At 66.5% G+C, this 24,328-nt stretch carries 20 protein-coding genes; 11 read left to right on the forward strand and 9 right to left on the reverse strand.

The genetic code is table 11. The annotated features are described in order from the left end of the window. From ABLA28_RS02540 to recA, 8 genes are all read left to right on the forward strand, one after another. The coding region (locus ABLA28_RS02540) for an RsmB/NOP family class I SAM-dependent RNA methyltransferase (protein ID WP_347712366.1) at positions 1-1,174 on the forward strand (1,174 nt) is incomplete at its 5' end. Between the two features lie 6 nt (positions 1,175-1,180). Continuing rightward, positions 1,181-2,434, forward strand: a complete 1,254-nt coding sequence (locus tag ABLA28_RS02545; RefSeq protein ID WP_347712367.1) for a PASTA domain-containing protein — start codon at positions 1,181-1,183, stop codon at positions 2,432-2,434. Between the two features lie 44 nt (positions 2,435-2,478). Beyond that, positions 2,479-3,213, forward strand: a complete 735-nt coding sequence (locus ABLA28_RS02550) for a ribulose-phosphate 3-epimerase (RefSeq protein ID WP_347712368.1) — start codon at positions 2,479-2,481, stop codon at positions 3,211-3,213. Continuing rightward, entirely contained in the window at positions 3,194-4,039 is an 846-nt protein-coding gene (locus tag ABLA28_RS02555; protein WP_347712369.1) for a RodZ domain-containing protein, read from the forward strand. Before ABLA28_RS02550 ends, ABLA28_RS02555 begins: the two co-directional genes overlap by 20 nt. Positions 4,040-4,137: 98 nt before the next feature. Further along, entirely contained in the window at positions 4,138-5,466 is a 1,329-nt protein-coding gene (gene rimO / locus ABLA28_RS02560; RefSeq protein ID WP_347712370.1) for a 30S ribosomal protein S12 methylthiotransferase RimO, read from the forward strand. Beyond that, positions 5,459-5,935 carry a phosphatidylglycerophosphatase A gene (locus tag ABLA28_RS02565; protein WP_347712371.1) on the forward strand — a complete coding sequence of 159 codons (477 nt, stop codon included), beginning with the start codon at positions 5,459-5,461 and terminating at the stop codon, positions 5,933-5,935. The genes rimO and ABLA28_RS02565 overlap by 8 nt, the downstream gene beginning before the upstream one ends. Further along, on the forward strand, positions 5,914-7,164 hold the full coding sequence (locus tag ABLA28_RS02570; RefSeq protein ID WP_347712372.1) for a nicotinamide-nucleotide amidohydrolase family protein: 1,251 nt from the start codon (positions 5,914-5,916) through the stop codon (positions 7,162-7,164). The genes ABLA28_RS02565 and ABLA28_RS02570 overlap by 22 nt, the downstream gene beginning before the upstream one ends. Positions 7,165-7,218: 54 nt before the next feature. Next, positions 7,219-8,376, forward strand: a complete 1,158-nt coding sequence (gene recA, locus ABLA28_RS02575; RefSeq protein WP_347712373.1) for a recombinase RecA — start codon at positions 7,219-7,221, stop codon at positions 8,374-8,376. 85 nt (positions 8,377-8,461) lie between these two features. Here the strand turns inward: recA and ABLA28_RS02580 are convergent, their stop codons facing one another. After that, a complete protein-coding gene (locus ABLA28_RS02580; RefSeq protein WP_347712374.1) occupies positions 8,462-8,827 on the reverse strand; it encodes a DUF488 family protein in 366 nt (121 codons plus the stop codon). A 379-nt stretch (positions 8,828-9,206) separates the two neighbouring features. Here ABLA28_RS02580 and uvrB point away from each other — a divergent pair, with 379 nt between their 5' ends. Then, a complete protein-coding gene (gene uvrB / locus ABLA28_RS02585) occupies positions 9,207-11,249 on the forward strand; it encodes an excinuclease ABC subunit UvrB (RefSeq protein WP_347712375.1) in 2,043 nt (680 codons plus the stop codon). 49 nt (positions 11,250-11,298) lie between these two features. Here the strand turns inward: uvrB and speE are convergent, their stop codons facing one another. After that, complete coding sequence (gene speE / locus ABLA28_RS02590) at positions 11,299-12,171, reverse strand: polyamine aminopropyltransferase (RefSeq protein ID WP_347712376.1); 873 nt, start codon at positions 12,169-12,171, stop codon at positions 11,299-11,301. 200 nt (positions 12,172-12,371) lie between these two features. On the opposite strand from speE, the gene ABLA28_RS02595 reads away from it, so the two are divergent. Together ABLA28_RS02595 and ABLA28_RS02600 are read left to right on the forward strand one after the other, a co-directional pair. Next, on the forward strand, positions 12,372-13,469 hold the full coding sequence (locus tag ABLA28_RS02595; protein ID WP_347712377.1) for an NADH:flavin oxidoreductase/NADH oxidase: 1,098 nt from the start codon (positions 12,372-12,374) through the stop codon (positions 13,467-13,469). Between the two features lie 499 nt (positions 13,470-13,968). Continuing rightward, entirely contained in the window at positions 13,969-14,148 is a 180-nt protein-coding gene (locus ABLA28_RS02600) for a hypothetical protein (RefSeq protein WP_347712378.1), read from the forward strand. Positions 14,149-14,257: 109 nt separating this feature from the next. Here the strand turns inward: ABLA28_RS02600 and ABLA28_RS02605 are convergent, their stop codons facing one another. The 7 genes from ABLA28_RS02605 to ABLA28_RS02635 form a co-directional block, all read right to left on the reverse strand. After that, a complete protein-coding gene (locus ABLA28_RS02605; protein WP_347712379.1) occupies positions 14,258-16,729 on the reverse strand; it encodes a DUF3536 domain-containing protein in 2,472 nt (823 codons plus the stop codon). Positions 16,730-16,814: 85 nt separating this feature from the next. After that, entirely contained in the window at positions 16,815-18,743 is a 1,929-nt protein-coding gene (gene glgB, locus ABLA28_RS02610; protein ID WP_347712380.1) for a 1,4-alpha-glucan branching protein GlgB, read from the reverse strand. Positions 18,744-18,783: 40 nt separating this feature from the next. After that, the gene (gene gltX / locus ABLA28_RS02615) at positions 18,784-20,154 is read right to left on the reverse strand and encodes a glutamate--tRNA ligase (protein ID WP_347712381.1); all 1,371 of its coding nucleotides are present in this window, start codon (positions 20,152-20,154) and stop codon (positions 18,784-18,786) included. 189 nt (positions 20,155-20,343) lie between these two features. Continuing rightward, entirely contained in the window at positions 20,344-21,387 is a 1,044-nt protein-coding gene (locus tag ABLA28_RS02620; RefSeq protein WP_347712382.1) for an NAD-dependent epimerase/dehydratase family protein, read from the reverse strand. Positions 21,388-21,393: 6 nt separating this feature from the next. Beyond that, positions 21,394-22,542 carry a hypothetical protein gene (locus ABLA28_RS02625; RefSeq protein WP_347712383.1) on the reverse strand — a complete coding sequence of 383 codons (1,149 nt, stop codon included), beginning with the start codon at positions 22,540-22,542 and terminating at the stop codon, positions 21,394-21,396. 48 nt (positions 22,543-22,590) lie between these two features. Then, positions 22,591-23,214 carry an NYN domain-containing protein gene (locus ABLA28_RS02630; RefSeq protein WP_347712384.1) on the reverse strand — a complete coding sequence of 208 codons (624 nt, stop codon included), beginning with the start codon at positions 23,212-23,214 and terminating at the stop codon, positions 22,591-22,593. Positions 23,215-23,297: 83 nt separating this feature from the next. After that, entirely contained in the window at positions 23,298-24,311 is a 1,014-nt protein-coding gene (locus ABLA28_RS02635) for a glycosyltransferase family 9 protein (RefSeq protein ID WP_347712385.1), read from the reverse strand. Positions 24,312-24,328 lie beyond the last annotated feature (17 nt).

Genomic DNA, 24,328 nt, shown 5'->3' on the forward strand with positions numbered 1-24,328 from the left:
TCGTCGGCAGCGTCAGATGTGTATAAGAGACAGGCCCGCGGCGGGAGGGCACCTGCCGCCCCAGATCGCGGACTGCCTGCTGGTGGGGGCCGCGGGGCTTCTGGAGCTGCGTCATTTCGCCGGCGGCGTTCTGGTCAACGGACTGCTGGAACACCTCAAGAACGAGGGGCAGGGAAGGTTCGTCTCCCTTGCCAACGCCGTCCTGCACGCCGTCGGAGAGCGGGGCTCGGAGAGGGTCGAGGCGCTGCGGCGCTCGGCCTCCCTCGAGGACCGTGCCCTCTGGGCGGGAGTGCCCGTCTGGTCTCTGCCGGCCTGGACCAAATCGTGGAAGCGGTCCGAGCTGAACGAGCTCTTCGACCTGATGCGCATCCCGCCGGCATCCTCCCTCCGCGTCTCCCCGGGGCGGGCGGATGCGCTGAAGGACCTGCTGCGGGAAGGGGGGCTGGAGCCCGAGCCCTCCGACCTCCCGGGAGCGCTTCGCCTTCAAGGCACCGTGCTTCCCACCTCTCTTCCCGGTTATGAACGGGGGTGGTGTACGGTCCAGACGGAGGGGTCGATCCTCGTGGCCTCCCTGGCTGAGCGTTTCTGGAGGGAGGGCCCGATTCTGGACATGTGCTCGGGACGGGGAGTCAAGGCCGGCCAGATCCTTCAGTCCCTGCCTGGAGCGCGTATGGAGTGCTGGGAGCTTTCTCGCGGACGGCACCTGAGCGCCGCCCGCGAGATGCGGCGTCTGGGCGTGGAGGCTCGTGCGGAGCTGCGCTGCGGCAACGCCCTGGAGTTCGAGCCGCGTGAGGCCCCCACCCTTGTTCTGCTGGACGCTCCCTGCTCGGGGAGCGGGACCTGGAGCCGGAAGCCGGAGTCCAAGTGGCAGCTCTCCTGGTCCCGTTTCGACCGCCTGATCTCCGTTCAGAAGGATTTGTTGGCGCGGGCTTTGGACCTGTGCGCGCCAAATGGTATTATAATTTATGTCACGTGCAGCCTTCTTCGTCAGGAAAACGAGAACGTCGTGGCGGAGGTCCTGTCGGGCCGGGCCGACGGCGTGGAGGTCCCCTCGCTGTGGGGTGCATCCGGCCCCTTCCGCAGGGGCCGTCCGTGGGGTGCGTACATCTGGCCCGCGTCGCCCTGGCTGGACGGCTTTTACTGTTCCATCATCATGAAGAGAGCGGAGGTCTGAGTGCCGATGGGCAAAGCAATCCGTTGGACCCTGTTGTTGGTCGTCCTGGTGATCTTTTCCTCTGGGGCCGTGGCTTTCTATACGGTGTTCTTCCGGCCGTCGAACACGATCGTCGTTCCGCCCCTCCGGGAGCGTTCCGTGGTCGATGCCGTGGCCGAGGCCGAGCGTCTGGGGTTTGCCGTAAAAATCGAGCAGGTGGCCTCCTCTCTGCCCTCGGGGCGCGTGTTGGCCCAGTCGCCCGAGCCGGGGGCCCGGGTGAACAAGAACCAGCTCGTCATTCTCCAGGTCAGTCAGGGTGGAGAGCAGCGCGCCGTCCCCGACCTTCGGGGGCAGGAGCTGACCCGTGCCCAGAGGGTGCTTCAGGAGCAGGGTTTTGCGGTCGGCGACGTGATCCGGATCAAGGACGGCTCCCAGCCGGGGGGTGTCGTCATCGCCCAGAGCCCCTCGGCGCCCGCCAACATTCCCGTGGAGCGGAAGGTCGACCTTCTGGTCAGCGAGGGAGGGGGTGGCCGCGATGGGAAGCTGACGATCCCGGACGTCGCACGCCGTTCGGAGCGGGAGGCGCGGGAGATGCTCACGGCCAGCGGGCTCAGGGTCCTGGCGGTGGACAAGATCTACAGCCCCTCCATGTCCGAGGGAATGGCCATCGAGACTCGCCCCTCCGCGGGGGCTCAGGCGCGGGCCGGGGACGGGGTGCGCCTGAAGATTGCGACCCTGCAGAAGCCTGCGGGCTATGTCGAGCCGGCGAACGTGCCCAAGCCCGAGACGGAGTCGGGGGGCCGGGGCGGCGTCGTGGTCGTGAAGGTCCCGGGGCACGGGGACATTTTTGTGGGCGAGGGGTCGGCCGAACAGACTCCGGTTACGGAGGCCAACCCCAACCTGACGGTCCTCGATCAGGAGGCCGGAAGGCCGGAGGGCGGGAAGCGCGTGATTCCCAATCCAGCCCTTCCCCCGAGGCCGGAGACGCGGCCCGACATCGAGCCCTCTCCTGCGGAACCCGTGCAGCCCCCGGCGCCGAAGCAGCCGTCGGCTCCTCTGACGCCGAAGGGTAAGGTCGCGAAGGTCCGCTATCAGGTGCCTCCTCTGGCGCAGCCTCTGGACCTGCGCATCGAGAAGGTGGACCCCTCGGGGAAGACGGTCGTCCTGGACCGCAAGGCGCGGAGCGGCGAGCTCGTCTCCCTGGAGGTCCCCTACGAGAAGGAGTGCGTCGTGACGTTCTACCTGGGCGGGGAGTTCGTCTGGCAGGACAAACATCAGTGAGGCCCGTCTCGGGCCGGCTCGATTGTCAGGAAGAGGACGGGGCTATGGAAGCGCAAACCTACTGGAAGGATACGGGGAGTCGGACGCGGCGAAGGGTGCTGTTCGCTCCCTCCCTGCTGGGGGCCGATCCTCTGTGCGTCGGCGCCGCCATCGACGGGCTGGGGGGGCGCTACGACTGGCTGCACCTGGATATCATGGACGGGCACTTCGTCCGCAACCTGTCGTTCGGGCCCGCGATGGCGCGGGCGCTGCGCCGGCGCTATCCGGATGCCTTCATCGACGCCCACCTGATGGTGGATCGCCTGGACGTGCTGCTGCCCCTGTTCGTCGATGCGGAGGTGTCGCTGATCACCGTTCATGCGGAGACGGAACCGCAGCTTCTCCATGCGGCGCTCTCCTCCATCCGGAGGTCCGGCCTCCGGGCCGGCGTTGCCATGGGTCCGGCCACCGGCGTGGAGCGGGTTCGTCCCGTCCTGGAGATCGCGGATCTGGTTTTGGTCATGTCCGTCACCCCCGGGTTCGGAGGGCAGAGCCTGATCGAGGCGACCCTGGAGCGTACGCGGGACCTCGTCCGGCTGAGGGCTGCGGAGGGACATCGCTACCTTATCCAGATGGACGGCGGGATCAACGAAGAAAATGTGGGACGGGTGGCTCTGGCCGGATGCGATGTCGTGGTGACCGGCAGCGCGGTCTTCCAAAGCCCCGATCCGGGAGCTTTCCTGGAGTCCATGAGAGTTAAAGTGAAGGAGGCTCTGGACGATGCCGATATCGGATCGTGACGAGGCATTGAGGGAGCTGGGGCGCCTGGTCGCGGAAAGACGCGAGGAAGCGCGCCTGCTGCTTGAGGACGTATACGAACGGACGCGCATCCGCATCGAGTTTCTGCGCGGAATCGAGAAGGGGGATTACGCGGGTTTTCCGGACCTCGTCTACACCAAGGGGTTCGTCCGGACCTACCTCCGCGTCATCAACGCGGAGGATCTTCAGGAGCCCTTCATGGGGTGGCTGAACCGGTCGATGCCCCGGGGCCCGGAGGCCCCGACCAACGTGCTCGGGAACGGGACGTCCCCCACGAGGGGCTTCAGGCCCGTCTCGCACTTCTGGCTCTTTCTCGTCCTGCTGACGGCCTTGATCGGAACGGGGGTCTACGTCTGGTATGTCTGGTCCAGCGGAGGGCTCTCCCTGGACGCCTTTCGGACGCTGCGGCCCGAGGACCCCGCGCTCTCGGCCCTCACCTCCGAGGACGCGTCGGGCGACACCGGGGTGGCCGGGGTCAGCCCCGCTTCGATGGAGATCATGGTCTCCGACCCGGAACGCCAACCCGAGTCGAAGCCGCTTCCGCCTCCTCCCAGCCTGGAGATCCGCGCGGTCTCCGACGTCTGGATGAAGGTGACGATCGGGGACAAGGTCCTGTTCTCCAAGACGCTGAAGAAGGGCTCCGTCGTGTCTTGGGACCTGCCTGTTCAAGCCAAGGTCTCCTACGGACGGCCCAACGCGGCCTCGGTCACCCTGAACGGCAAGGACCTCGGGGTCGCGAATCCCAAGGGCAAACGTTCGGAGACCTACTTCTACCTGCCGGACGGGAGCTACAGGAAGGTCAACTGAGGGCGCCGAATGGTGGGGCCGGGGACGGAGGATCGGGAGGGCCGTCCCCGGCTTTCGCCGTCTCTCGGGGGAACTGTCGGGAAGGTGGCTTTGCCGCATTGAACATTTTTTTTGTGAGCATGGGCTGTGCGAAGAACGGCGTGGACAGCGAGAACCTGATGGGACGCCTCGCGTTCGAGGGGCATACCGTGGTGGCGGACCCCGAGGATGCCCGCGTCGGCATCATCAATACCTGCGCTTTCATCCAGGATGCGGTGAAGGAGAATATCGACGCGATTCTGGACCTGGAGCTCCTCAAGGAGCGCGGGTTCCTGGAGCGGATCGTCGTGGTGGGCTGCATCGTGAACCGCTACGAGGCGGAGCTGCGCCGGGAGCTCGACAGCGTGGACCTGTTCGCGCGGGCGGAGGACTGGGATGCGGTCGTGAACTACCTCGCGGGGCTGGAGCACTCGGAGGCGTCGGCCTCCCGGACGGGCTGCGGACGCGTTCCGCTTCCGGGGACCCCGAGGTGGTCCCGCTACCTCAAGGTGGGGGAGGGCTGCGACACCTTCTGCTCCTATTGCTCCATCCCGCTCATCCGGGGCAGGCTGAGGAGCCTTCCCGTGGAGCGCCTGGTGGACGAGGCCCTCGCCCTCTGCTCGGAGGGGGCCCGGGAGCTCTGCCTCGTGGGGCAGGACCTCACGGTCTACGGCCGCGACCTCTACGGGGCCCCCGCCATAGAGCGTCTTCTGAGGAAACTGGACGCGGCCCTGCCCGACGGGACCTGGGTGCGGCTGCTCTACCTGCACCCCGACAGGCTGACGCCGGCCTTCGTGGACTTCCTGATGGAGAGCGGCAAGATTCTGCCCTATCTGGACGTTCCGGTCCAGCATATCGACGATACGATTCTGTCCAGGATGAACCGTGCCCCTGCGGGGGAGCATATCCGCAGGATGTTCCGTTACCTTCGGGAGAAGAATCCCCTGTTCGCCCTGCGCACGACCATCATGACGGGCTTTCCGGGTGAGACCGAGGTCCAGTTCCGAAGGGTCCTGGACTTTCTGGTGGAGGCGGAGATCGACAGGGTGGGGGCGTTCGTCTACTCGCCCGAGGAGGGGACCCGCGCGGCCTCGTTCCCGGATCTCGTCCCCCGCGAGGTGGGCGAGGAACGCTACGCCCGCCTGATGGAGCTCCAGTCGGAGCTCTCGCGGGAGCGCAGCGCGCTCTTCGTCGGGCGTGAGCTGGACGTCCTCGTCGAGGAGGTCGATGAGGAGTCGGGCGAGGCCTGGGGGCGTTCCTATCGGGATGCGCCCGAGGTGGACGGCATGGTCTGCGTCTCGGGCGCGGGGGATGCCGAGCTCGGAACCTTCGTCCGGGCGCGGATCACCGACTGCGAGGAGTACGACCTGTTCGGCGAGGCCGTCGGCAGGGGGAAGGGGGATGTCTGAGTTGAATCGCAGGGCGCTTCCGGTCCTCGCCGCGACGCTCGGGGGGCTGGGCTTCCTCACCAAGATGCCGGGGACCCTGGGGTCTGCGGCCGCCTGTATCTTTTACGTCCTTCTCCCGGTCCCCTGGTGGGGCATTCTCGCCCTGGGGGCCGTGGGCACTTGGGCGGCGGGAACCTGCGCGCGCGCCATGGGGGCGGAGGACCCGGGGGCGATCGTCGTGGATGAGGCGGTGGGGATGTGGGTATCGCTTTACGCGCTCCCTGTCTCCTTTTCGCTTCCGGCGTTCTTCCTGTTCCGCGTGGTCGACATCCTCAAGCCCTTCCCGGTCTCCACGGCGGAACGGCTGCCGGGCGGGGTCGGGATCATGGCCGACGATGTGGTCGGCGGCGTGATGGTGAACCTGTTTCTTCAATTTTTGAATGGATACCTCTGGGGGCGGGGTTGGCTGTGGAATCTGTTCGTGAGCTGAGATCGGCCGTCCTGGCCGCGGTGGGCGACGAGCTCCTGAGCGGGGTGCGCCGCGAGGGGAACTGCGCCGCCCTGGCCTGGCGTCTGCATGACGCCGGGTGGCGCGTCGAGCGTATCGAGGTCGTCCCCGACGATCCGGAATCGATCGTCGGGCTGCTTCGGCATTGGGTGGGGGGGACGGACCTGCTGGTCCTGTCGGGTGGGCTGGGTCCCACGCATGACGACCGGACGCGCGAGGCCCTGTCCGCCTATCTGGACAGCCCTCTGCGGCGGGAGGAGGCCCTTTACGACCGGATTGTGGGGCGATACGATGGGGAGCGCCGCGCCGTGCTGGAGTACGTCCGCTCCAGCCAGTCGCTGGTCCCGGCCTCGGCGCAGGGCCTTTACAATCCCGAGGGTTCCGCGCTCGGGATCGCCTTCGAGCGACGGGGGACGAGGGTTCTGAGCCTGCCCGGGGTCCCCTCGGAGTTCGCGGCGATGGTCCGGCAGGAGCTGCCGGAGCTCTTCGTTCCCTCTCACCGCTGGACCTCCGTCGTCCTGGCGGGCGTCTCGGAGCTGTGCGCGGTGGAGCGGGTTCCCGAGGTGATCGCCGACCCCGCGCTCCACGTGTCGGTGCTTCCCTCCTTCGCGTCGGTCGAGCTGGTCGTCCGGGGCGGGCCCGGCAGGGTTTTGGATGCGGAGCGGCTGATTCGGGACCGTTTCCCGGACGATGCGCTTCCCGCCGGATGTGCGGCGCTCCAGGAGGCCGTGCTTCACGAGGCCCGCAGCAGGGGAATGAAGCTTTCCTGCGCGGAGTCCTGCACGGGCGGACTCGTGCAGGGGGCCCTGACCTCGGTCCCCGGCAGCTCCGACGCTTTTCTTGGCGGCGTCGTCGCCTACAGCGACGAGGCCAAACGAAAGGTTCTGGGGGTGGACCCCGAGGTGTTGACGCGGCACGGCGCGGTCAGCGGGGAGTGCGCCCGGGCCATGGCCGAGGGGGTCCTTCGGCTGTATGGCGCGAGCCTCGCCGTCTCCGTCACGGGCATCGCGGGCCCCGGAGGGGGGAGTGAGGAGAAGCCGACGGGGACCGTGTGGTTTGCCGTGGCCTCCATGGAGGAGGGCGGGGTACGGAGCTCCGCGTTTCTGCGGAACCTGCGGGGAGACCGGGATGGCGTCCGGGAACGGGCCGTGGCCTGTGCTTTGTCGGCCCTGTGGCGTGCCGCAAAGGATACGAAGCCGGGCGGCCGGTAGCCGTTTCCGATTTTAACCTGCTGTACGGACTGGGGAAGGGATGTGAATCTGGCCTTGGCGAAGAAAAAAATGCCGCAGACGCGCGAGGAGATGCTGGAGCAGACCATCGAGGACATACGGGGAAAGTTCGGGCAGGGATCCATCATGCGCCTGGGCGACAATGCGCGGGCGAACGTGGAGGTAATTCCCTCGGGCATCCTGCCGCTGAACATTGCGCTTGGCGTCGGGGGCTATCCCAAGGGGCGCATCGTGGAGATATTCGGGCCGGAGGGCTCGGGAAAGACGACGGTCGCCCTCTATGCGATCGCGGAGGCCCAGAGGGCGGGCGGGGTCGCGGCCTTCATCGACGCGGAGCACGCGTTGGACCCGCGGCTGGCGGCCGCGCTTGGGGTGGACGTCGAGGCCCTGTACCTCTCCCAGCCCGACAGCGGCGAGCAGGCGCTCTACGTGCTGGACGCGCTGGTGCGGAGCGGTGCGGTGGACCTGGTGGTGGTGGACTCCGTCGCGGCCCTGACGCCCCAGGCGGAAATAGACGGCAAGATAGGCGAGAGCCAGCTGGGCCTTCAGGCGCGCCTGATGTCCTACGCGCTGCGGCGACTCACCTCCATCGTGTCCAAGACCAACTGCGTGGTGATCTTCATCAACCAGCTCCGGGCCCTGATCTCGACGGGATACGGGGCCGGCCCGACGGAGACGACGACGGGCGGCCGGGCGCTCAAGTTCTACTCCTCGGTCCGTCTGGAGGTGCGCCGCGGCAAGAAGATAGAGAAGGGCGAGGAGACCATCGGGCACGAGCTCTATCTGAAGGTGGTCAAGAACAAGCTGGCGCCCCCCTTCCGCTCCGCGCACACGAGCCTCATCTACGGCAAGGGTATCCCCATGGGGGTGGCGGTGGTCGACATGGCGGTGGACTACGAGGTCATCCGCAGGAAGGGCTCCTGGCTCTCCTACAAGGGGGAGACCCTGGGGCAGGGCAAGGAGGCGGTGGCCCAGTTCCTCGAGAAGAACCCCTCGGTGCAGGAGGAGATCATCCGGGAGATCATGGCGGAGGTCGCCAGGGGAATCGGTTTCCAGCCCCAGCCGAGCCTCGGCGAGGACCCGGACGCCCCGGATGCCGGGGCGGAGGGCGCGGTGCCGCCCGAGGTCGATATGCTGGACGGCCCCATGGAGATCGAGGAGGGGATCCTGGACCTCTCCGACGACGACAAGTAGCTTATCCGGCGATGAGAGGCGGAGGGCCGGCGTGGACGGCGGCCTCCCGCCTCTCCGCAGGGATCGGGCGGAGGAGGGCCGGGAGCTACAGGCGTTCCAGAACCCAGTCCCTCAGGACGACGGCCTGGTTGTGGGCGGTGTCCTTCGCCGCGTAGATCAGGCTGACCCTTCCCTCGCGCAGGCGTTCGCGGACCCAGCCCAGGAACTCCGCCCCCATGGGGTTCGCGTTCAGCTCGCCCCGATAATGCTCCGCAAACTCGGCGAATCTGTCCTCCTTGTGAGCGAACTCCTGCCTCAGCTGCGTCGATGGGGCGATCTCCTTCCACCATCGTTCCACCCTCAGAGCCTCTTTCGAGACGCCTCGGGGCCAAAGCCGATCGACGAGAACGCGGCAGCCGTCGGAGGAGCTGGCCTCCTCGTACGCTCTTTTGAGCACCAGGTCCGGGGCCATGGTCCTCAAAACTCCGTAAGCCGGGCGGTAATCGTCCGGGTTTTCCTGAAGCGTTTTTTCATGGTTCGATCTTCTCCCTTCGTCCGCGAGCGTCGTCGATAAGGCGCCCCTCCCCGGGACCGCTGCGGTTTTCAAATCATACCTGTTTTGGGCGGCAATTGCCATGTTGAACCTTGATATCCCGTAGATCGCGCCCGGAGAACGGGGGGCGAAGCGGAAAACACCCTTGACAAACGGCTTCCGCAGATAAGAAACTTGAAGGGGGAGGGCTGTGCCTGCAGGTCCTGGAGCTGCGTTCGGCGGGAGGCCCCTCCGGGCTGAGGACGCGCGGATTCCATCGGCGCTCCCCTTGAATCTTTCGTGTTGGAGGCATCGGACCTTGCTCTCAAAAAATTTCATCCTGCACTCGGACTGGCCCGCCTCGGGCGACCAGCCGGAGGCCATCGAGGCCCTGACCCGGGGACTCGGACAGGGGGACCGTTTCCAGACCCTGATGGGCGTCACGGGCAGCGGCAAGACCTTCACGATGGCCAATGTCGTCGCCGCGGTCAACCGTCCCACGCTGGTGCTGGCCCACAACAAGACGCTGGCGGCGCAGCTCTACAGCGAGTTCAAGATGTTCTTTCCGGAGAACGCCGTGCACTACTTCGTCAGCTATTACGACTACTATCAGCCGGAGGCCTACATCCCGTCCAGCGACACCTACATCGAAAAGGACGCCTCCGTCAACGACCGTATCGAGCGGCTGAGGCTGGCTGCCACCAAGGCGCTGATCGAGCGGCGCGACGTGCTGGTCGTCGCCAGCGTCTCCTGCATCTACGGATTGGGGAAGCGCGAGAATTACGAGAACGCCATCTTCTCCTTCGCCGAGGGCGACCGGTGGGAGCACCGCGCCTTTCTCCAGCACCTGATGGAGAACTATTACGAGCGCAACGATACGGTGCTGGAGGCCGGGAAGTTCCGCGTGCGGGGCGACACCATCGAGATCTTCCCCGCCTACGACGAGAACTGTATCCGCGTCACCTTCTTCGACGACGAGATCGAGCGGGTGGACCTGGTGAACCCCCTGACGGGCAAGCTGGTGGAGCGGATGCCGGAGGCGTCGATCTTCCCGGCGCAGCACTACGTCACGCAGACGGACGCCATCGAGCGCTCCAAGCCCCTGATCGAGGCGGAGCTGGCCCGGATGGAGGAGCGCTTCACGAACGAGGGGAAGTTCCTGGAGGCCCAGCGCATCCGCATGCGCACGCGCTACGACCTGGAGATGCTCACCGAGGTGGGGTACTGCTCGGGCATCGAGAACTACTCCGTCTACCTGGACGGGCGCAATATCGGCGACCCGCCCGGCACGCTGGTCGATTTCTTCCCCGAGGACTTCCTGATGATCGTGGACGAGTCCCACATCACGCTGCCTCAGGTTCGGGGCATGTTCAACGGCGACCGCGCCCGCAAGACCGTGCTGGTGGAAAACGGCTTCCGGCTGCCCTCCTGCCTGGACAACCGGCCCCTGGAGTGGCACGAGTTCGAGGGGCACCTGCACACGGCGGTCTTCGTCTCCGCCACGCCGGGCGACTATGAGCTGGAGCACTCCGCGCAGGTGGTGGAGCAGGTGATCCGCCCCACGGGCATCCCGGACCCGGAGGTGCTGGTCCTGCCCGCGAAGGACCAGATCGACGACCTGATCGAGCGGCTGCGGACGGTGTCGGAGAAGGGGGAGCGCGCGCTGGTCCTCACACTGACGAAGCGCTCGTCCGAGGACCTGGCGGACTATCTGCGGGAGCTGAAGTTCAAGGTGCGCTACATCCACTCGGAGCTGAACACCTTCGAGCGGGCGGAGCTGATCCGCGACCTGCGCAAGGGGGACGTCCAGGTCCTGGTGGGGATCAACCTGCTGCGCGAGGGCATGGACCTGCCGGAGGTGACGCTCGTCGCCATCCTGGACGCGGATCGGGAGGGGTATCTGCGCTCCTACCGATCGCTGATTCAGATCATGGGGCGCGCGGCCCGCAACGTGGACAGTACGGTCATCCTCTACGCGGACGCCGAGACGGAGAGCATCCGCAGGGCGGTGGACGAGACGGGACGCCGCCGCGAGAAGCAGATGGCGTTCAACGCGAAGCACGGAATCGTGCCGCGCAACATCGAGAAGGAGATCAAGAGCCTGCTGCCGCAGGAGCTGCTGGAGGCCTACTCGCTGGACGGCGCGGAACGCGGCGATCGGAGGGACGGCGATGCGGAGACCCCGAAGCTCACGGTCAAGGAGCTGGAGCGCGCGATGTGGGAGGCGGTAGAGCGGCTGGACTTCGAGCGTGCCGCGACGCTGCGCGACCTGATCGCGGAGTCCCGCGGGGAGACGCCGGAAGGGGCCGGCAGAAAGGGGACGCCGCACCCGCCCGCACGGGGGCGTCGGAGGCGGCGGTGAGCGCGGGACGGCGCCTTGAGAAAATTTGCGGCGCTGCGCGCCCGCGCTGTTACCGGTCCTCGCGGATCAGGTCCTCCAGAAAAGGCGGCAGCACGAAGGCCGCACGATGCACGGCGTTGGTGTAGTAGCGCGTACCCTGGACCTCCCGGATCGGCGTGGCCGGGTCGGGGGAGAGGGATGCGGCCCCGTAGGTCCACATCCCCGTGGGATAGGTGGGGACGGCCCCCCAGTACATCCGCACGACGGGGAAGACGGCGCGCATCTGGCCGATGGCCTGCTTCATCAGCGCCGTGTCGGAAAAGGGCGACTCCGTCAGTTCCACCATCAGCCCCTTGGGGGTCAGCACCCTTTTGATGTCCGCGTAGAAGGGGGACTGGAAGAGCCCGGCGGCGAACTCCACGGGGTCGGTGCTGTCCACGATGGCCACGTCGAAACGGTCGGACGTGGTGCGGATGTACTCCAGGGCGTCCATGCAGCGCACGTCGGCGCGCGGATCGTCCAGAGCGCACCCTATGGAGGGGAGCCAGCGTTTGGAGGTCTCCACAACCTTCTCGTCGATGTCGATCAGCGTGCAGACCTCGATGCAGGGGTGTTTCAGGACCTCGCGCAGGATGGCGCCGTCCCCTCCGCCCACGATCAGGACCCGCCTGGGGTCGGGATGTGAGCAGATGGGAACGTGCGCCATCATCTCCGAGTAGCAGAACTCGTCCCGTTCCGTGAGCTGGATGGCTCCGTCCAGCATCAGGGCCCTGCCGTATTCCGGGGTCTCCACGACCAAGATGTCCTGCCAGGGGGTCCGCTCCTGGTGCAGGATGTCCGAGACCTTCAGCGAGAGCCGAAGGTTCTCCGTCTGCTCCTCCGTCATCCAAAGGTTGTTCGAACGCTTGGCCCGCGTAACCGGTTTCTCGTCGCTCCCGCTCATGCCGATCCCCTCCGTCAATAAAAATCCGATGGCTCAAAAGATCCAAAACGGACCTGCGCCGTATATCCGCCTGATGCAAGGGTATCATGAAGCCGTGCCGTGCCGCAAGGTTTGGTATACTTATCCGAGGTCGTCGGGTTTGTTCGAAGCTCCGTGTCCCGTGCGGCGCGGGCGTCTTTTCGTTCTGGAGGTGCATGCCCATGTCCCGCCTGTTCTCGCCCTTTCAGCTGGGTTCGCTGACCCTGCGCAATCGCATCGTCGTGCCGCCGATGGACCAGTACTCCGCCGTGGAGGGGAGGGCGTCGGACTGGCACCGCATCCACTACGGCGCTCTCGCCGGATCCGGGGCGGGGCTTTTGATCCTGGAGGCCACGGCCGTCAATCCCCAGGGGCGCATCTCCCCCTTCGACCTGGGGCTTTGGTCCGACGACACGGAGGAGGCGCTCCACGCCCTGCTCGAGGTCCTTCGCGCCCATGGCTCCGCGGCGCTGGGCGTCCAGCTGGCCCATGCGGGAAGGAAGGGCTCGACCCTGCCGCCCTGGCAGGGCGGAAAGAGCGCGGCGGCCGGCGAGGGCGGATGGCCCGTCGTCGCCCCGTCGCCCCTGCCGTGGGATAAGGAGTCTCCTGTGCCCCTGGAACTCTCCGAGTCCGATATGGATCGGATTCGAGAGGACTTTGCCGCCGCAGCACGGCGGGCCGTCAGGCTGGGGTTCGACCTGATCGAGATCCACAGCGCGCACGGGTATCTGCTGCATCAGTTCCTTTCGCCCCTCAGCAATGTCAGGGAGGATCGGTGGGGCGGGTCTCCGGAGGCCCGCATGGCGTTTCCGCTCTCCGTATTCGAGGCCGTGAGGCGTGAGGTTCCGGACTCCGTCGTCCTGGGCATTCGCGTCTCGGCGACGGATTGGATTCCCGGCGGCTGGGACGTGGCGTCGTGTTCCGTTTATGCCCGCGAGCTGGAGGCTCGGGGGTGCCGGTACATTCACGTCTCCTCCGGCGGGCTTTCGCCCAAGCAGGACATCCCCCTTTACCCCGGCTACCAGCTTCCCCTGGCCGCGTCCATCCGCTCCGCCTGTTCCATGCCGGTGGTCGGCGTGGGGCTGATCACGGAGCCGGAGCTCGCGGAGCACGCCGTCGCCTCGGGGCAGGCCGACCTGGTGGCCGTGGGCCGTGGGATGATGTTCAACTCCCACTGGCCATGGCTGGCCGCGGCCAGGCTGGGTGCGAGCGTCGTCGCTCCCGATCAGTATCTGCGCGCAGTCCCGCACGGGATGTCGATTTTGGAGAGGACTCGATAGAGAAGGGGCTGGGGAACGGGCTCCCTTGTCCTCCCAACCCCTGCGGACATTCAGTCCTTTGCAGAGACGATTGGGTATGAACATGAAAAAGCGCGTGGAGCGTTGCTGCTGCTTCTGCGCGCTTTTTGGGCCTTCCAGGGCGTATTCTCCTTAACCCTGCCGGAACCCTGAGCTGCGATACGCCGTGCTTCGCTCGGGGCGTCGATTTCAGAACCTCTGTCCTCTCCCATTTCATTTTGAAGCTTCCAAGGTTGCTGCCAGGCCCCGTTAAGCGTATTTCCGTTATCAAGTAAAACTCACATGGATATTTAAGATAGATTCTGTCAAAAATAAAGAGGTGATAGGCATTTACGATCACCGTCCTGTCATAGAGAGAAATGGATTTGCGGTTTTTGAAAGGACAGTCCCTGCCCAAGACGATCCTTCGCCCTATCGTGGTATGGCCCGGCACCCCGAAGAGCTGGCCGCCTGCTTAACCCGCGGCTCGGACAGCCTCATCGTGATGGACCGCGGGGGAGCGGTTCGGCCGGACGACGGAGCTGGATCCGCTGCGGGCGGAGCAGACCCGTCCATCGTCGACGACTCGGGGAGGACCGCCCTGGAATACGCCCGGCGCAACCGGGGGCTGATGAACGATCCGGTGATCGGACGCCTGGGGTCGGCACGGGTCGGGATCTGACCTTCATCCCCATGGCCTGACGGCATAGCCGAAATATGGGCCGAAAAAGGGCCGCTCCCGTCCTTGGGGTGGGGGCGGCCCTTCGTGTCGAAGGGGGAGGGATTGGGGCTCAGGGCTTCAGCATGGCCTCCGAGAACCGGAGCCGCCGCCCCAGGCGGCGCAGCGCCTCCCGCGCTTCGGAGGGGAGGGCGGACTTCCGGTGTGCCTCCAGCACCTCGAAGAACAGGTTCTGTGCCCGGTAGAGGCTGAGGCGCCATTGGTGTTCGTCGACGAAGAGGGCGAGCATCGCGCAGATCCCGTCCGCCGCGGCGGTGTCCCCGGGGTCGCCGCAGAGCCGCTCCATCCGCCGGTTCAGCCATTGGGAGACGGCGAAGCCGATGCGGGGAACGTCGAGCGCCGTCCTCCACCGCGCCGCGAGCCGGAGCTGCCCGCGGATGTGCGCGACGTCGGGAACGTCGTGCTCCAGGGCGTGGACGATGTTCGATGTCAGGGCGACCTCGGCGGCCGAGGCGATGATCCGGGGCGGCCGCATCTCCAGGGTCGTCAGGTAGTCCAGGAGCGAGTCGTAGCTGCGGACGATGGAATGAACGCTCTCCTCGATCCGGGCGACGTCCTGCCGCAGCAGCTTGTCCAGGACCCCGCGCTGGGCGTCGGCCAAGATATGGCGCAGGGAGAACAGGCTGTGCCCGAAGCGCCCGACCAATCCCCTCTCGTCGGACCCGGCGAAGAGTTCGCGCAGGGCGTCCGCCTCCCCGGCCGTCACCTCCCGGACCTCCCGCTCGGGGGCGACCCCGCAGAGGATGGAGGTGCCGCCCCGATAGTTGGCGGCGAAGAGGAAGGTCTCCTCCTCCTCCGTGACCGCGGAGCGGACCCGGACCGTCCCGGCCGAGAAGGTGCAGGAGCCCGTGGCCCCCTGCGCCGGGGACTCTTCTGGGGGCGAGATTTTTTCCGAAATCGAGGCTTTTCCCGAACGCGAGGCTTTTTCCGGGATGGAGGCGGTCCCAGAGAAGCGCCAGCAGCCCTCGGAGAAGGCGGGCGCGAAGCCCGGGAAGAGCGACGTGATCCCGTAGTGCGCGGCCAGCTGGGCCTTCGTGATCCGGGCGGGCCGGACCAGCAGCTCGTAGACCCGTGCGCCGTTCCCGAGCTCGGGGATGTTGCTGGGGGCCCTCTCCAGCATCCTCAGGAACTCGGGGGCGCAGTCCCGCCCGGAGAGGTCCTTCGCCAGCTCGATGGCGCGGGCCGCGTAGCGGAGGATCTGCACCGTCTCGATGCGGGAGATGTCGTCGAAGAACCAGCCGCAGCTCGTGTACATCAGCAGGGCGGAGCGCTGCATCTCCATCAGGGAGAGGACCCTCGTGCGCTCCACGGGGCCGAGGGGCCGCGCGGCATGCTGCGCGAGCCAGCGCTCCACGTTCTCGGGCGAGCGGTCGGAGATGACGGCGATATAGGCGTCCCGGGCGCCCCAGGGGTCGGTGAGGAGCCCCCGGCCCTCGCGCTCGAAGATGTCGGCCAGCAAGTCCCTCAGCGCATCCAGGGCCTCCCTCAGGGGGCCGCGCCACCTCTGGTGGACCCCCGGCGTCCCTGTGTTGCAGCCGCAGTCCCCCCGCCAGCGCTCCACGCCGTGGGCGCAGCTCCACGAGGAGTTCTCGACGATCCGCACGGCGTGTTCCGGGGGAAAGAGCGCCAGGAACTCGCCGTAGACGGTGAGCTGGGCCTCCCGGGAGCGGTCCAGCGTCTCCAGGCAGTAGGCCAGGGCCATGTCCCCGTGGTCGTGATGGTGCCCGTAGGACTCCCCGTCCGTCGCGACGTGGGAGAGCACCGGAAGGTTCGAGTCCGCCGGGGCGTCGATCAGGCGATGGGCGAAGTTCTCCCCGTTGTTCAGAAGCCCGCCGAAGGCGATCTCCTGGGAGAGCCGGCCGTCGTAGAAGAACAGTGCGATGCTTCGGCCGGAGGGAAGGTCGCAGCGATAGGCGCAGCGGGTGTCCACTCGCTCCCCCCTCACGTCGCGCCAGACGCCCTCCCCGAGGGGACGGACCTCGGCGGCCTGCTTGGGGGCCAGGACGGTGAACCGGATGCCGTTCTCCGCCAGGACCTCCAGGGTCTCCGTGTCCACGGCGGTCTCGGCCAGCCACATCCCCTCGGGAGCGCGCCCGAAGCGCCTTTTGAAGTCCTCGATTCCCCAGACGACCTGGGTCCTCTTGTCGCGGCGGTTGGCCAGGGGCATGATGATGTGGTTGTAGACCTGCGCCATCGCGGGACCGTGCCCGGAGAAGCGCTTCCGACCCAGGGCGTCCGCCTCCAGGATCGCGCGGTAGCAGCGGGGTTCCCGTTCCTCCATCCAGGAGAGGAGGGTCGGCCCCACGTTGAAGCTGATCCGCGAGTAGTTGTTGCAGATTTTGGCGATGTTCCCATCGGCATCGAGGATTCGGGACGCGGCGTTTCGGCTGTAGCACTCGGCTGCGATCCGGGCGTTCCAGTCGTGCCAGGGAGCGGCCGACTCCTGCAGTTCGACGGCCTCGAGCCAGGGATTCTCCCTCGGCGGCTGGTAGAAGTGTCCGTGGATACAGACGTAGCGGGACATGCGAAAAAACTCCCTTCACATTGCGGTAAGAGGCAGAAGGATACGGGATTCCCCCGGCTTTCCTTTTTTGATGTTCGTCCGGGCCTTAGTCCGGGGTCTTGGCGTGAAAGACGACGATCGAGAGCGGGGGCAGGGTCAGGAGCAGCGATTGGGGGTATCCGTGGCAGGGAACGGGCTCGGCCTCCATTCCCCCCGCGTTGCCCATGCCGCTTCCTCCGTAGACGGAGGCGTCGCTGTTCAGGATCTCCCGCCAATGGCCGGGGCAGGGGACCCCGACCCGATAGGGCTCCCTGGGGACCGGGGTGAAGTTGCAGACGCAGAGGACAAACTCCTCCTCGCATCTTCCCCTGCGCAGCCAGGCTATGACGCTCTGCCGCCAGTCGGTGCAGTCGACCCATTGGAAGCCCTCCTGCGAGAAATCCAGCTCGTGCAGGGGAGAGCAGGTCCTGTGGACGGCGTTGAGGTCCCGAACCCACTGCTGGAGGCCGCGGAAGTCCGGCTTCTCCAGCAGCTGCCACTCCAGCGCGGTGTTGTGGTTCCACTCGAGTCCCTGGCCGAACTCCCCCCCCATGAAGAGCAGTTTTTTCCCGGGGTGCGTCCACATGTAGCCCAGCAGGAGGCGCAGGTTGGCCCGCTTCTGCCACCAGTCGCCCGGCATCTTGTTGATGAGGGACCCCTTGCCGTGGACCACCTCGTCGTGCGAGAGCGGCAGCATGAAGTTCTCGGAGAAGGCGTACCAGATGCTGAAGGTCAGCTGGTTCTGGTGGTAGCTGCGGAAGACGCTGTCCAAGCTCATGTAGGCCAGGGTGTCGTGCATCCAGCCCATGTTCCACTTCATGCCGAAACCCAGCCCGCCCAGGAACACGGGGCGGGTGACCATGGGCCAGTCCGTGGACTCCTCGGCGATCGTCTGCACGTCGGGGAAGCGGCCGTAGACCTCGCGGTTCAGGTCCCGCAGAAAGGCGATGGCCTCGAGGTTCTCCCTCCCCCCGTGGACGTTGGGCTGCCATTGCCCCTCCTTCCGGGAATAGTCGAGGTACAGCATGGAGGCGACGGCGTCGATGCGGAGGCCGTCGGCGTGGTAGCGGTCAAGCCAGAAGGCCGCGCTCGAGATGAGGAAGCTCCGCACCTCGTTTCGTCCGTAGTTGAAGATGTAGCTGCCCCAATCGGGATGGTAGCCCTTCTGCGGGTCCTCGTGCTCGTAGAGGGCGGTGCCGTCGTAGCGGGCCAGGCCGAAGTCGTCGGTCGGGAAGTGGCTCGGCACCCAATCCAGGACCACGGCGATCCCGCTCTGGTGCAGGGCGTCGATCAGGGCCATGAGGTCCTCGGGGGTTCCGTAGCGGCTGGAGGGGGCGAAGTACCCCAGGGTCTGGTACCCCCAGGAGCCGTAGAAGGGGTGCTCCATCACGGGCAGCAGCTCGACGGCGGTGAAGCCCATGTCCGCGCAGTAGCGCGGGAGCTCCGCGGCCAGCTCCCGATAGGAGAGCGACAGGCCGTCGTCCCAATGGTGCTTCCAGGAGCCCAGGTGTACCTCGTAGACGCTCCAGGGCGCGGAGAGGGAGGTCGCGGAGGCGCGGCCCTCCATCCAGGCGGCGTCCTGCCACTCGTACTCGGGCCAGTGGACGACCGAGGCGGTCCGGGGCGGAACCTCGAAGGCGCGGGAGAAGGGGTCCATCTTGTCCTTGTGCTCGCCCCGGCTGTTCAGGATGTGGAACTTGTAGAGCGTCCACCTCTCGAGCCCCGGGACGAAGCCCTCCCAGATCCCGCTGTCGTCCCAGCGGGCGGCCAGGGGGTGTGCCTCGGGGTCCCATCCGTTGAAGTCCCCGACGACGCTCACCGTTCGCGCGTTGGGGGCCCAGACGGAGAAGGCGATCCCCTCCGTCCCGTCCTCGGCGGTGTGCTTCTGCGCCCCCATCTTGTCGTAAAGGGTATAGTGCGTCCCCTGCTTGAACAGGAAAATGTCGTAGTCGGACAGGGTCGAAACGCCGTACTGCACCGCATGGGTCCTCTGCATGGCCGTTTCCTTTCCCCGGGGGCTCCGCGCCCCGGACACTTCAGATCAGGGCATAGTGCTCCAGCCTGCGCCGCACCTCGTCGCGCCCCAGATGCACGGCGACCTCGAAGATGCCGGGGCTGACCTTCATCCCCGTGAGGGCGAAGCGCAGCGTCATCGCGTAGTCCTTCATCTTCACCCCGTGGTCGGCGACCCAGCGTCGGGCGGCCTCCTCCAGGTTCTCCGGCGTCCAGTCGGGCAGGGAGAGAAGGACTCCGAAGAAGTCCCTGAGGCCGGGCCGAAGGTCGTCCGGGACGGCGTCCGCCGAGTAGCGGGCCTTCACGGGCTCGAAGGACACGAAGTAATCCGAGAACTCCGCCATCTCCCGGGCCGTCCGCCCCCGTCCCTCCATCAGGGTGAGGGCCCCGGCGAGCCAGGCGTCGTCGTGGTTCTCGACGGGCAGCCCCGCCTCCAGCCAGAAGGGCCGGACCATCGCGAGGCGGACCATGGGGTCGAGCCGCTTGAGGTGCTCCTGATTGATGAAGTTGAGCTTGTCGGGGTCGAACACCGCGGCCTTGCGGGTCACTCGCGACAGCTCGAAGAGCGAGGCAGCCTCGCCGCGCGTGAAGATCTCGCGGTCCTCCCCGGCCGACCAGCCCAGGAGCGCCAGGAAGTTGAACACGGAGTCCGGCATGTAGCCCATGTCCCGGAACTCGTAGACGCTCGTCGCCCCGTGGCGCTTGCTCAGCTTTTTCTTGTCCCTGCCCAGGATCATGGGCAGGTGGGCGAACTGCGGGACCTCCCAGCCCAGGGCGCGGTAGAGCAGGATCTGCTTGGGCGTGTTCGAGATGTGGTCCTCGCCGCGGATGACGTGGCTGATCGCCATGAGGTGGTCGTCGATCACGACGGCGTAGTTGTAGGTGGGCATCCCGTCGCTCTTGATGAGGACGATGTCCTTGAGGGCGTCCGAGTCCTTCTCCCTCAGGCCGTCGCTCGTGGTCTCGATGCGGCCGTAGACCACGTCGTCGAAGGAGAGGTCCTGACCGGGCAGGACCTTGAAGAGGATCGCCTCCCCGTCCCGGTAGGCCCTGCCCTCCGCGACGAGCCGCCCGGCGTGCTCGCGGTAAAGGTCGAGGCGCTCGGACTGCCGGTAGGGGCCGTAGTCCCCGCCCCGGTCGGGCCCCTCGTCCCAGTCCAGGCCCAGCCAATTCATGCCCGACATGATGGTCTCCTCGTAGGCCGCGGTCGACCGTGCCCGGTCGGTGTCCTCGATGCGCAGGATGAACCGCCCGCCGGTGTGCCGGGCCCAGAGCCAGTTGAAGAGGGCGGTGTGCCCGCCCCCGATGTGAAGCGCCCCCGTGGGGCTCGGGGCGAAGCGCACCCGTACTTCCTGTTTCTCTTTACGATTTTGTGCAGTCTCTGCCGAAGTCATGAACGTCTGTCCTCCACGCCGATGGTTTTGCGGCCGTACGTCCCGCGGTCCCCGAACGGCCCCGAGAAGGATGAAGGGTACAGAAAACTCGAGGAAGAACGGGGCCGGGGAGAAGAAGCCTCACGGAACGAATCATTATAGCGCAAAGGCGCCGAAGAGGCTCAGGTCCGCCCCTTTCGCGCCGGTTCCCTAGCCGTCCTCGGCCATCTCTCTCAGCCCCTCCTCCAGGGAGACGCGGGGCCGGTAGCCCAGGACCCTCTCCGCCCGCTCGACGGAGGCCAGGGAGTGCGGGATGTCCCCCGGCCGCGGCGGCTCGCGGCGCACGGGGACGTCGGCCCCCTGCGCGAAGACCGCACGGATTTTCTCGAGAAGCTCGCCAAGCGTCGTCCTTTCCCCGCAGGCGATGTTGAAGACGTGCCCCGGGGCCTCCGGACTCTCCGCCGCCGCGGCCAGCAGGTTGGCCAGGACGACGTTGCGGACGGAGCAGAAGTCGCGCGTCGCGGTCCCGTCGCCGAAGATCACCGCGTCCTTTCCGCTCCTCACGGCGTCGATCCATCGCGGGATCACGGCGGCGTAGGCGCCGTTGGGGTCCTGCCGGGGCCCGAAGACGTTGAAGTAGCGGAGCCCGACGGTCTCGAGGCCGTAGGCCCGCGTCCAGAGCTCCGCATAGAGCTCGTTGACCGCCTTCGTCAGGGCGTAGGGGGAGAGGCAGCGCCCCGGCATGTCCTCGGACTTGGGGAGCCGGGGGTCGTCGCCGTAGACCGCGCTGGACGAGGCGTAGACGACGCGCCGGACGCCCTGCGCGCGCGCTCCCTCCAGGACGTTGACGAAGCCCTCCGTGTTGACGGCGCTGAAGGCCAGAGGCCGTTCCATGGAGAGGGGAACGGAGGCGAGGGCCGCGTGGTGCAGGACGAAATCGACGCCCTCGCAGGCCGTGCGGCAGAGCTCCGGGTCGGCGATGGAGCCCTCGATGAAGCGGAACCGGGCCTCCGCACCCTCCCCCGCTCCGGAGAGGGCCAGGACGAGGTTGCGGCGGTACCCGGCGCTGAGGTCGTCCAGGCCGACGACCTCCTGCCCCGCCGAGAGCAGCGCCTCGGCGAGATGCGAGCCGATGAACCCCGCCGCCCCGGTCACGAGCCAGCGGCGGCGCTTCCCCAGTTTCGGCCCGAACGCCTCGAGCAGGGCCGAATAACGATAAACGTCCGAAACGGTCTTGGCATTTTTATCGCACATCTTGTCTCAATTCCCCTCTGTGCCGGTTTCGTACGGCGGCGGTGCGCCCAGGTCCAGCGCGGCGACGTGCCAGGTCCCGTCCCCGGCCATGGCCGAGTAGTACAGCCTTTCGGTCCCGTCCTCCATCGGCACGATGGAGGAGCGGTATATCCTTTTTTTCTCGAAGAAGTAGCCGGGCTCGAAGGGCTTCCCCTCGACGTTCCACGAGAGCCCGCCGTCCCCGCTCCACCCCCACAGGAGCTCCGCGTCGACCCCGCGGTCTCTGGCCGCGGTCAGCAGGAGCCGAAGGCGGCCGCCCTCCCCGGAGACGTCCAGGTGCCAGGGGGCCTTCAGGGGGAAGGGGGCCGCGATCTCCGTTCTGACGGGGGCGCTCCAGTGGAGCCCGTCGGGGCTCGTGCGCCGGACGATGAAGCGGTCCCCCGCCTCGCAGTCCACGGTCCAGAGCACGCGGGTCCCATCCAGGACCAGGGCGCTGGGGGACAGGAACTTGCGGTCCGACCCCGTCGGCAGGCGTTCGCTCAGCACCGCCTCCGGGGGGCTCCAGACGACGCCGTCCGGGGAGGTCGTCAGGAGGATGCGGTTCTCCGTCTCGCCGGTGTTGAGGACCGCGGTCCAGCGGTAGTAGAGATGGAGCAGTCCCTCGTGGAGCAGCAGCGAGGGATCGGAGTGGAACTCCCTGCGGATCTCCCTGCGGGACGGCTCGACGGGGACCCGGGCCAGGGGGTTCCGCAGACCCTCGGGAACCTGCCAGCGCAGGCCGTCCCGGGAGACGTAGAACTCGGGGTTCTCGAAGTAGTCGGTCCCCATGGGATAGGGGGTCGCCGCCATCAGCCAGGTCCAGTCGCCCTTCCCCCATCCTCCGGGCACGTGCAGCACGTCGGGATGGGCGGCCTCCCCGGACCCCTCGGAGGTGGGGAGGTTCAGGAGCGTCGGGAGGTGCCGGACGTCCCCGCGCAGCCTGAGGAAGGGGGAATGGAACACGCGCTTCGGATTGTTCTCCTCCAGGCGCCGCTCCAGCCCCGGGATGCGGACGTTCATCCTCCGAAGCCCCTTCTCCGCCTCGCGGAGAAGGGAGTACAGGAGCTGCTGGGGCGTCTTTCTTGTCCAGGTGAGGACGAGCAACAAGAGAAGAAAGAGAGAGGAGAGCATGGTCATCGGAAGCTCCCTTTTTCTCGAAATGATCGAGCGCTTTGGGACGCGGCGTCAATTCCCGCGTTTGAAGTCGGCATAAAAATCCCCTATATCGATGGAGACCCAGCAACTCTGGGCCAGCTCATAGCCGGAACCGCGAAAGCTGGCCTGAACACATTTCTTGTTGTGATCTTGCAGGAAACTTATTGCGGGGATAAAATCCCTGTCGGAGGATACCAACAGGGCAACGTCGTAGTTGTTCAGCCAAGCCTTTTTCAGCATCAGCGTCACAAGAGTGCTGTCCACTCCTTTTTCCTTGTATCCCAACATCGGCTTTCCGCATTGCGGGCACGATGGGACTTCATGATGCTCGGCCCCGGTACAGACAGGACCTTGTTCCATCTTCTGTCGAGGAAGGAAGGTGCTCGTCAATCCGTTGATCTTCTGAAGCGTCGTCCTGGACCAGTTCCACAGAGAGACTTCATGAGGGGAGTAGGAGCCGACGACCTCACAACCGGCATATTCCAACGCATCGGACAAGCCGTCCAACCGTCTGCCTCGAAGGTATTGTATGAAGGCGGAGGGGATCTTGAACCAGTCGATCAAAAAAGATTCGTCGAGTTTTTTCATGTTCAGGGTGAAATTCCAGAAATCGATGAATAACGCCACCCTGGACTTTACGGGTTCGGTTGACATCCTTGCCGTCCCTCCCATTTTAAGTTAAAAAAATTAGCCAGACCCGTTATCCCCATTATACATGGGCGGAATCTGGCTGGTTTTTAATTGATTTGATTATAGGTTTGGACCTGTTCCCTGTCAAGATGATAAAGCGCCTCCAGCTCCCCGAAGGCCGCGAGCGCCCGGTCCGGCGTGATGTCCGCCAGGCAGTCCTGGGGGCAGGCGTAGTTCCGGCAGCCCGCCAGGGGGCAGCTCACCCGGACCTCCCGGAACCACGGCATCCGGAAGTTCATCTCCCAGGCGTCCGTGACGCCGAAAAAGCCCAGGGTGGGAGTCCCCGTCAGGGCCGCGAGGTGCAGCGGGCCGGTGTCGTTCCCGACGGCGGCCGTGCAGGACCTGGCGACGGCCGCCATCAGGGGGAACGGCGTGCGTCCCACGAGGTTCAGGACGGAGGGGCTTCGCAGCGCCTCCTCGATCGCGCCCGCCGTCTCCGCCTCCCTGGGGCCGTGTCCGTTCAGGACGATGCCCCATCCCCCGGCGGCCAGGGGGCGCAGAAACTCGATCCAATGGGCGACAGGCCAGAACTTCTGCGGTTTGCTGGCCCCGATGATCGCGAGGAGACGCCTTGGGGGGAGCGGGGCCAGAAGTGAGCGCGCCCGCTCCAGGTCCTCCTCCGCGGCGAAGATCGCGGGCTCGGGGCGGCTGGTGAAATCCACTCCCAGCGCGTCCAGGTACTCCCAGTGGGTGGTGGTGTAGGCGAACTGCATGCCGCTGTTGTAGCCCAGCCGGATGGGGGCCTTGCTGAAGAGCGCCGTCAGGGCGGCGGCGCCTCCGCGGTGCAGGCTGATCAGCCACTGGTAGCGTCCGCGGATGCTCCGAAGGAGCCGGAAGAAATCCCAGGGGCTCTTCCTGACGTTCCAGAAAAGAAGATCGTCGATGTAGGGCTGTTTCCCCAGGATGTCTCCGTACTCGGATCGGGTCAGGAACGTCAGCCTGACGCCGGGGTAGGCCCTCTTGAAGGCGCAGGCCGAGGCCGCGCTCTGGAGCACGTCGCCGAACGCGCTGAAACGAATCCACAAAACCCTGTCCCCGTCCCGGGGACGAACGATGCTCATCGGTCGAGTACCTCTTT

It is taken from the genome of uncultured Fretibacterium sp. (genome assembly GCF_963544685.1).
Taxonomy (GTDB): Bacteria; Synergistota; Synergistia; order Synergistales; family Aminobacteriaceae; genus CAJPSE01.

Excerpts from the sequence above, each read along its gene's own strand:
- ABLA28_RS02545 (WP_347712367.1), top strand. The coding sequence starts at position 1,181 with ATGGGCAAAGCAATCCGTTGGACCCTGTTGTTGGTCGTCCTGGTGATC.
- ABLA28_RS02550 (WP_347712368.1), top strand. The coding sequence starts at position 2,479 with ATGGAAGCGCAAACCTACTGGAAGGATACGGGGAGTCGGACGCGGCGA.
- ABLA28_RS02555 (WP_347712369.1), top strand. The coding sequence starts at position 3,194 with ATGCCGATATCGGATCGTGACGAGGCATTGAGGGAGCTGGGGCGCCTG.
- ABLA28_RS02565 (WP_347712371.1), top strand. The coding sequence starts at position 5,459 with ATGTCTGAGTTGAATCGCAGGGCGCTTCCGGTCCTCGCCGCGACGCTC.
- ABLA28_RS02580 (WP_347712374.1), bottom strand. The coding sequence starts at position 8,827 with ATGGCCCCGGACCTGGTGCTCAAAAGAGCGTACGAGGAGGCCAGCTCC.
- speE (WP_347712376.1), bottom strand. The coding sequence starts at position 12,171 with ATGAGCGGGAGCGACGAGAAACCGGTTACGCGGGCCAAGCGTTCGAAC.
- ABLA28_RS02595 (WP_347712377.1), top strand. The coding sequence starts at position 12,372 with ATGTCCCGCCTGTTCTCGCCCTTTCAGCTGGGTTCGCTGACCCTGCGC.
- ABLA28_RS02605 (WP_347712379.1), bottom strand. The coding sequence starts at position 16,729 with ATGTCCCGCTACGTCTGTATCCACGGACACTTCTACCAGCCGCCGAGG.
- glgB (WP_347712380.1), bottom strand. The coding sequence starts at position 18,743 with ATGCAGAGGACCCATGCGGTGCAGTACGGCGTTTCGACCCTGTCCGAC.
- gltX (WP_347712381.1), bottom strand. The coding sequence starts at position 20,154 with ATGACTTCGGCAGAGACTGCACAAAATCGTAAAGAGAAACAGGAAGTA.
- ABLA28_RS02620 (WP_347712382.1), bottom strand. The coding sequence starts at position 21,387 with ATGTGCGATAAAAATGCCAAGACCGTTTCGGACGTTTATCGTTATTCG.
- ABLA28_RS02625 (WP_347712383.1), bottom strand. The coding sequence starts at position 22,542 with ATGACCATGCTCTCCTCTCTCTTTCTTCTCTTGTTGCTCGTCCTCACC.
- ABLA28_RS02630 (WP_347712384.1), bottom strand. The coding sequence starts at position 23,214 with ATGTCAACCGAACCCGTAAAGTCCAGGGTGGCGTTATTCATCGATTTC.
- ABLA28_RS02635 (WP_347712385.1), bottom strand. The coding sequence starts at position 24,311 with ATGAGCATCGTTCGTCCCCGGGACGGGGACAGGGTTTTGTGGATTCGT.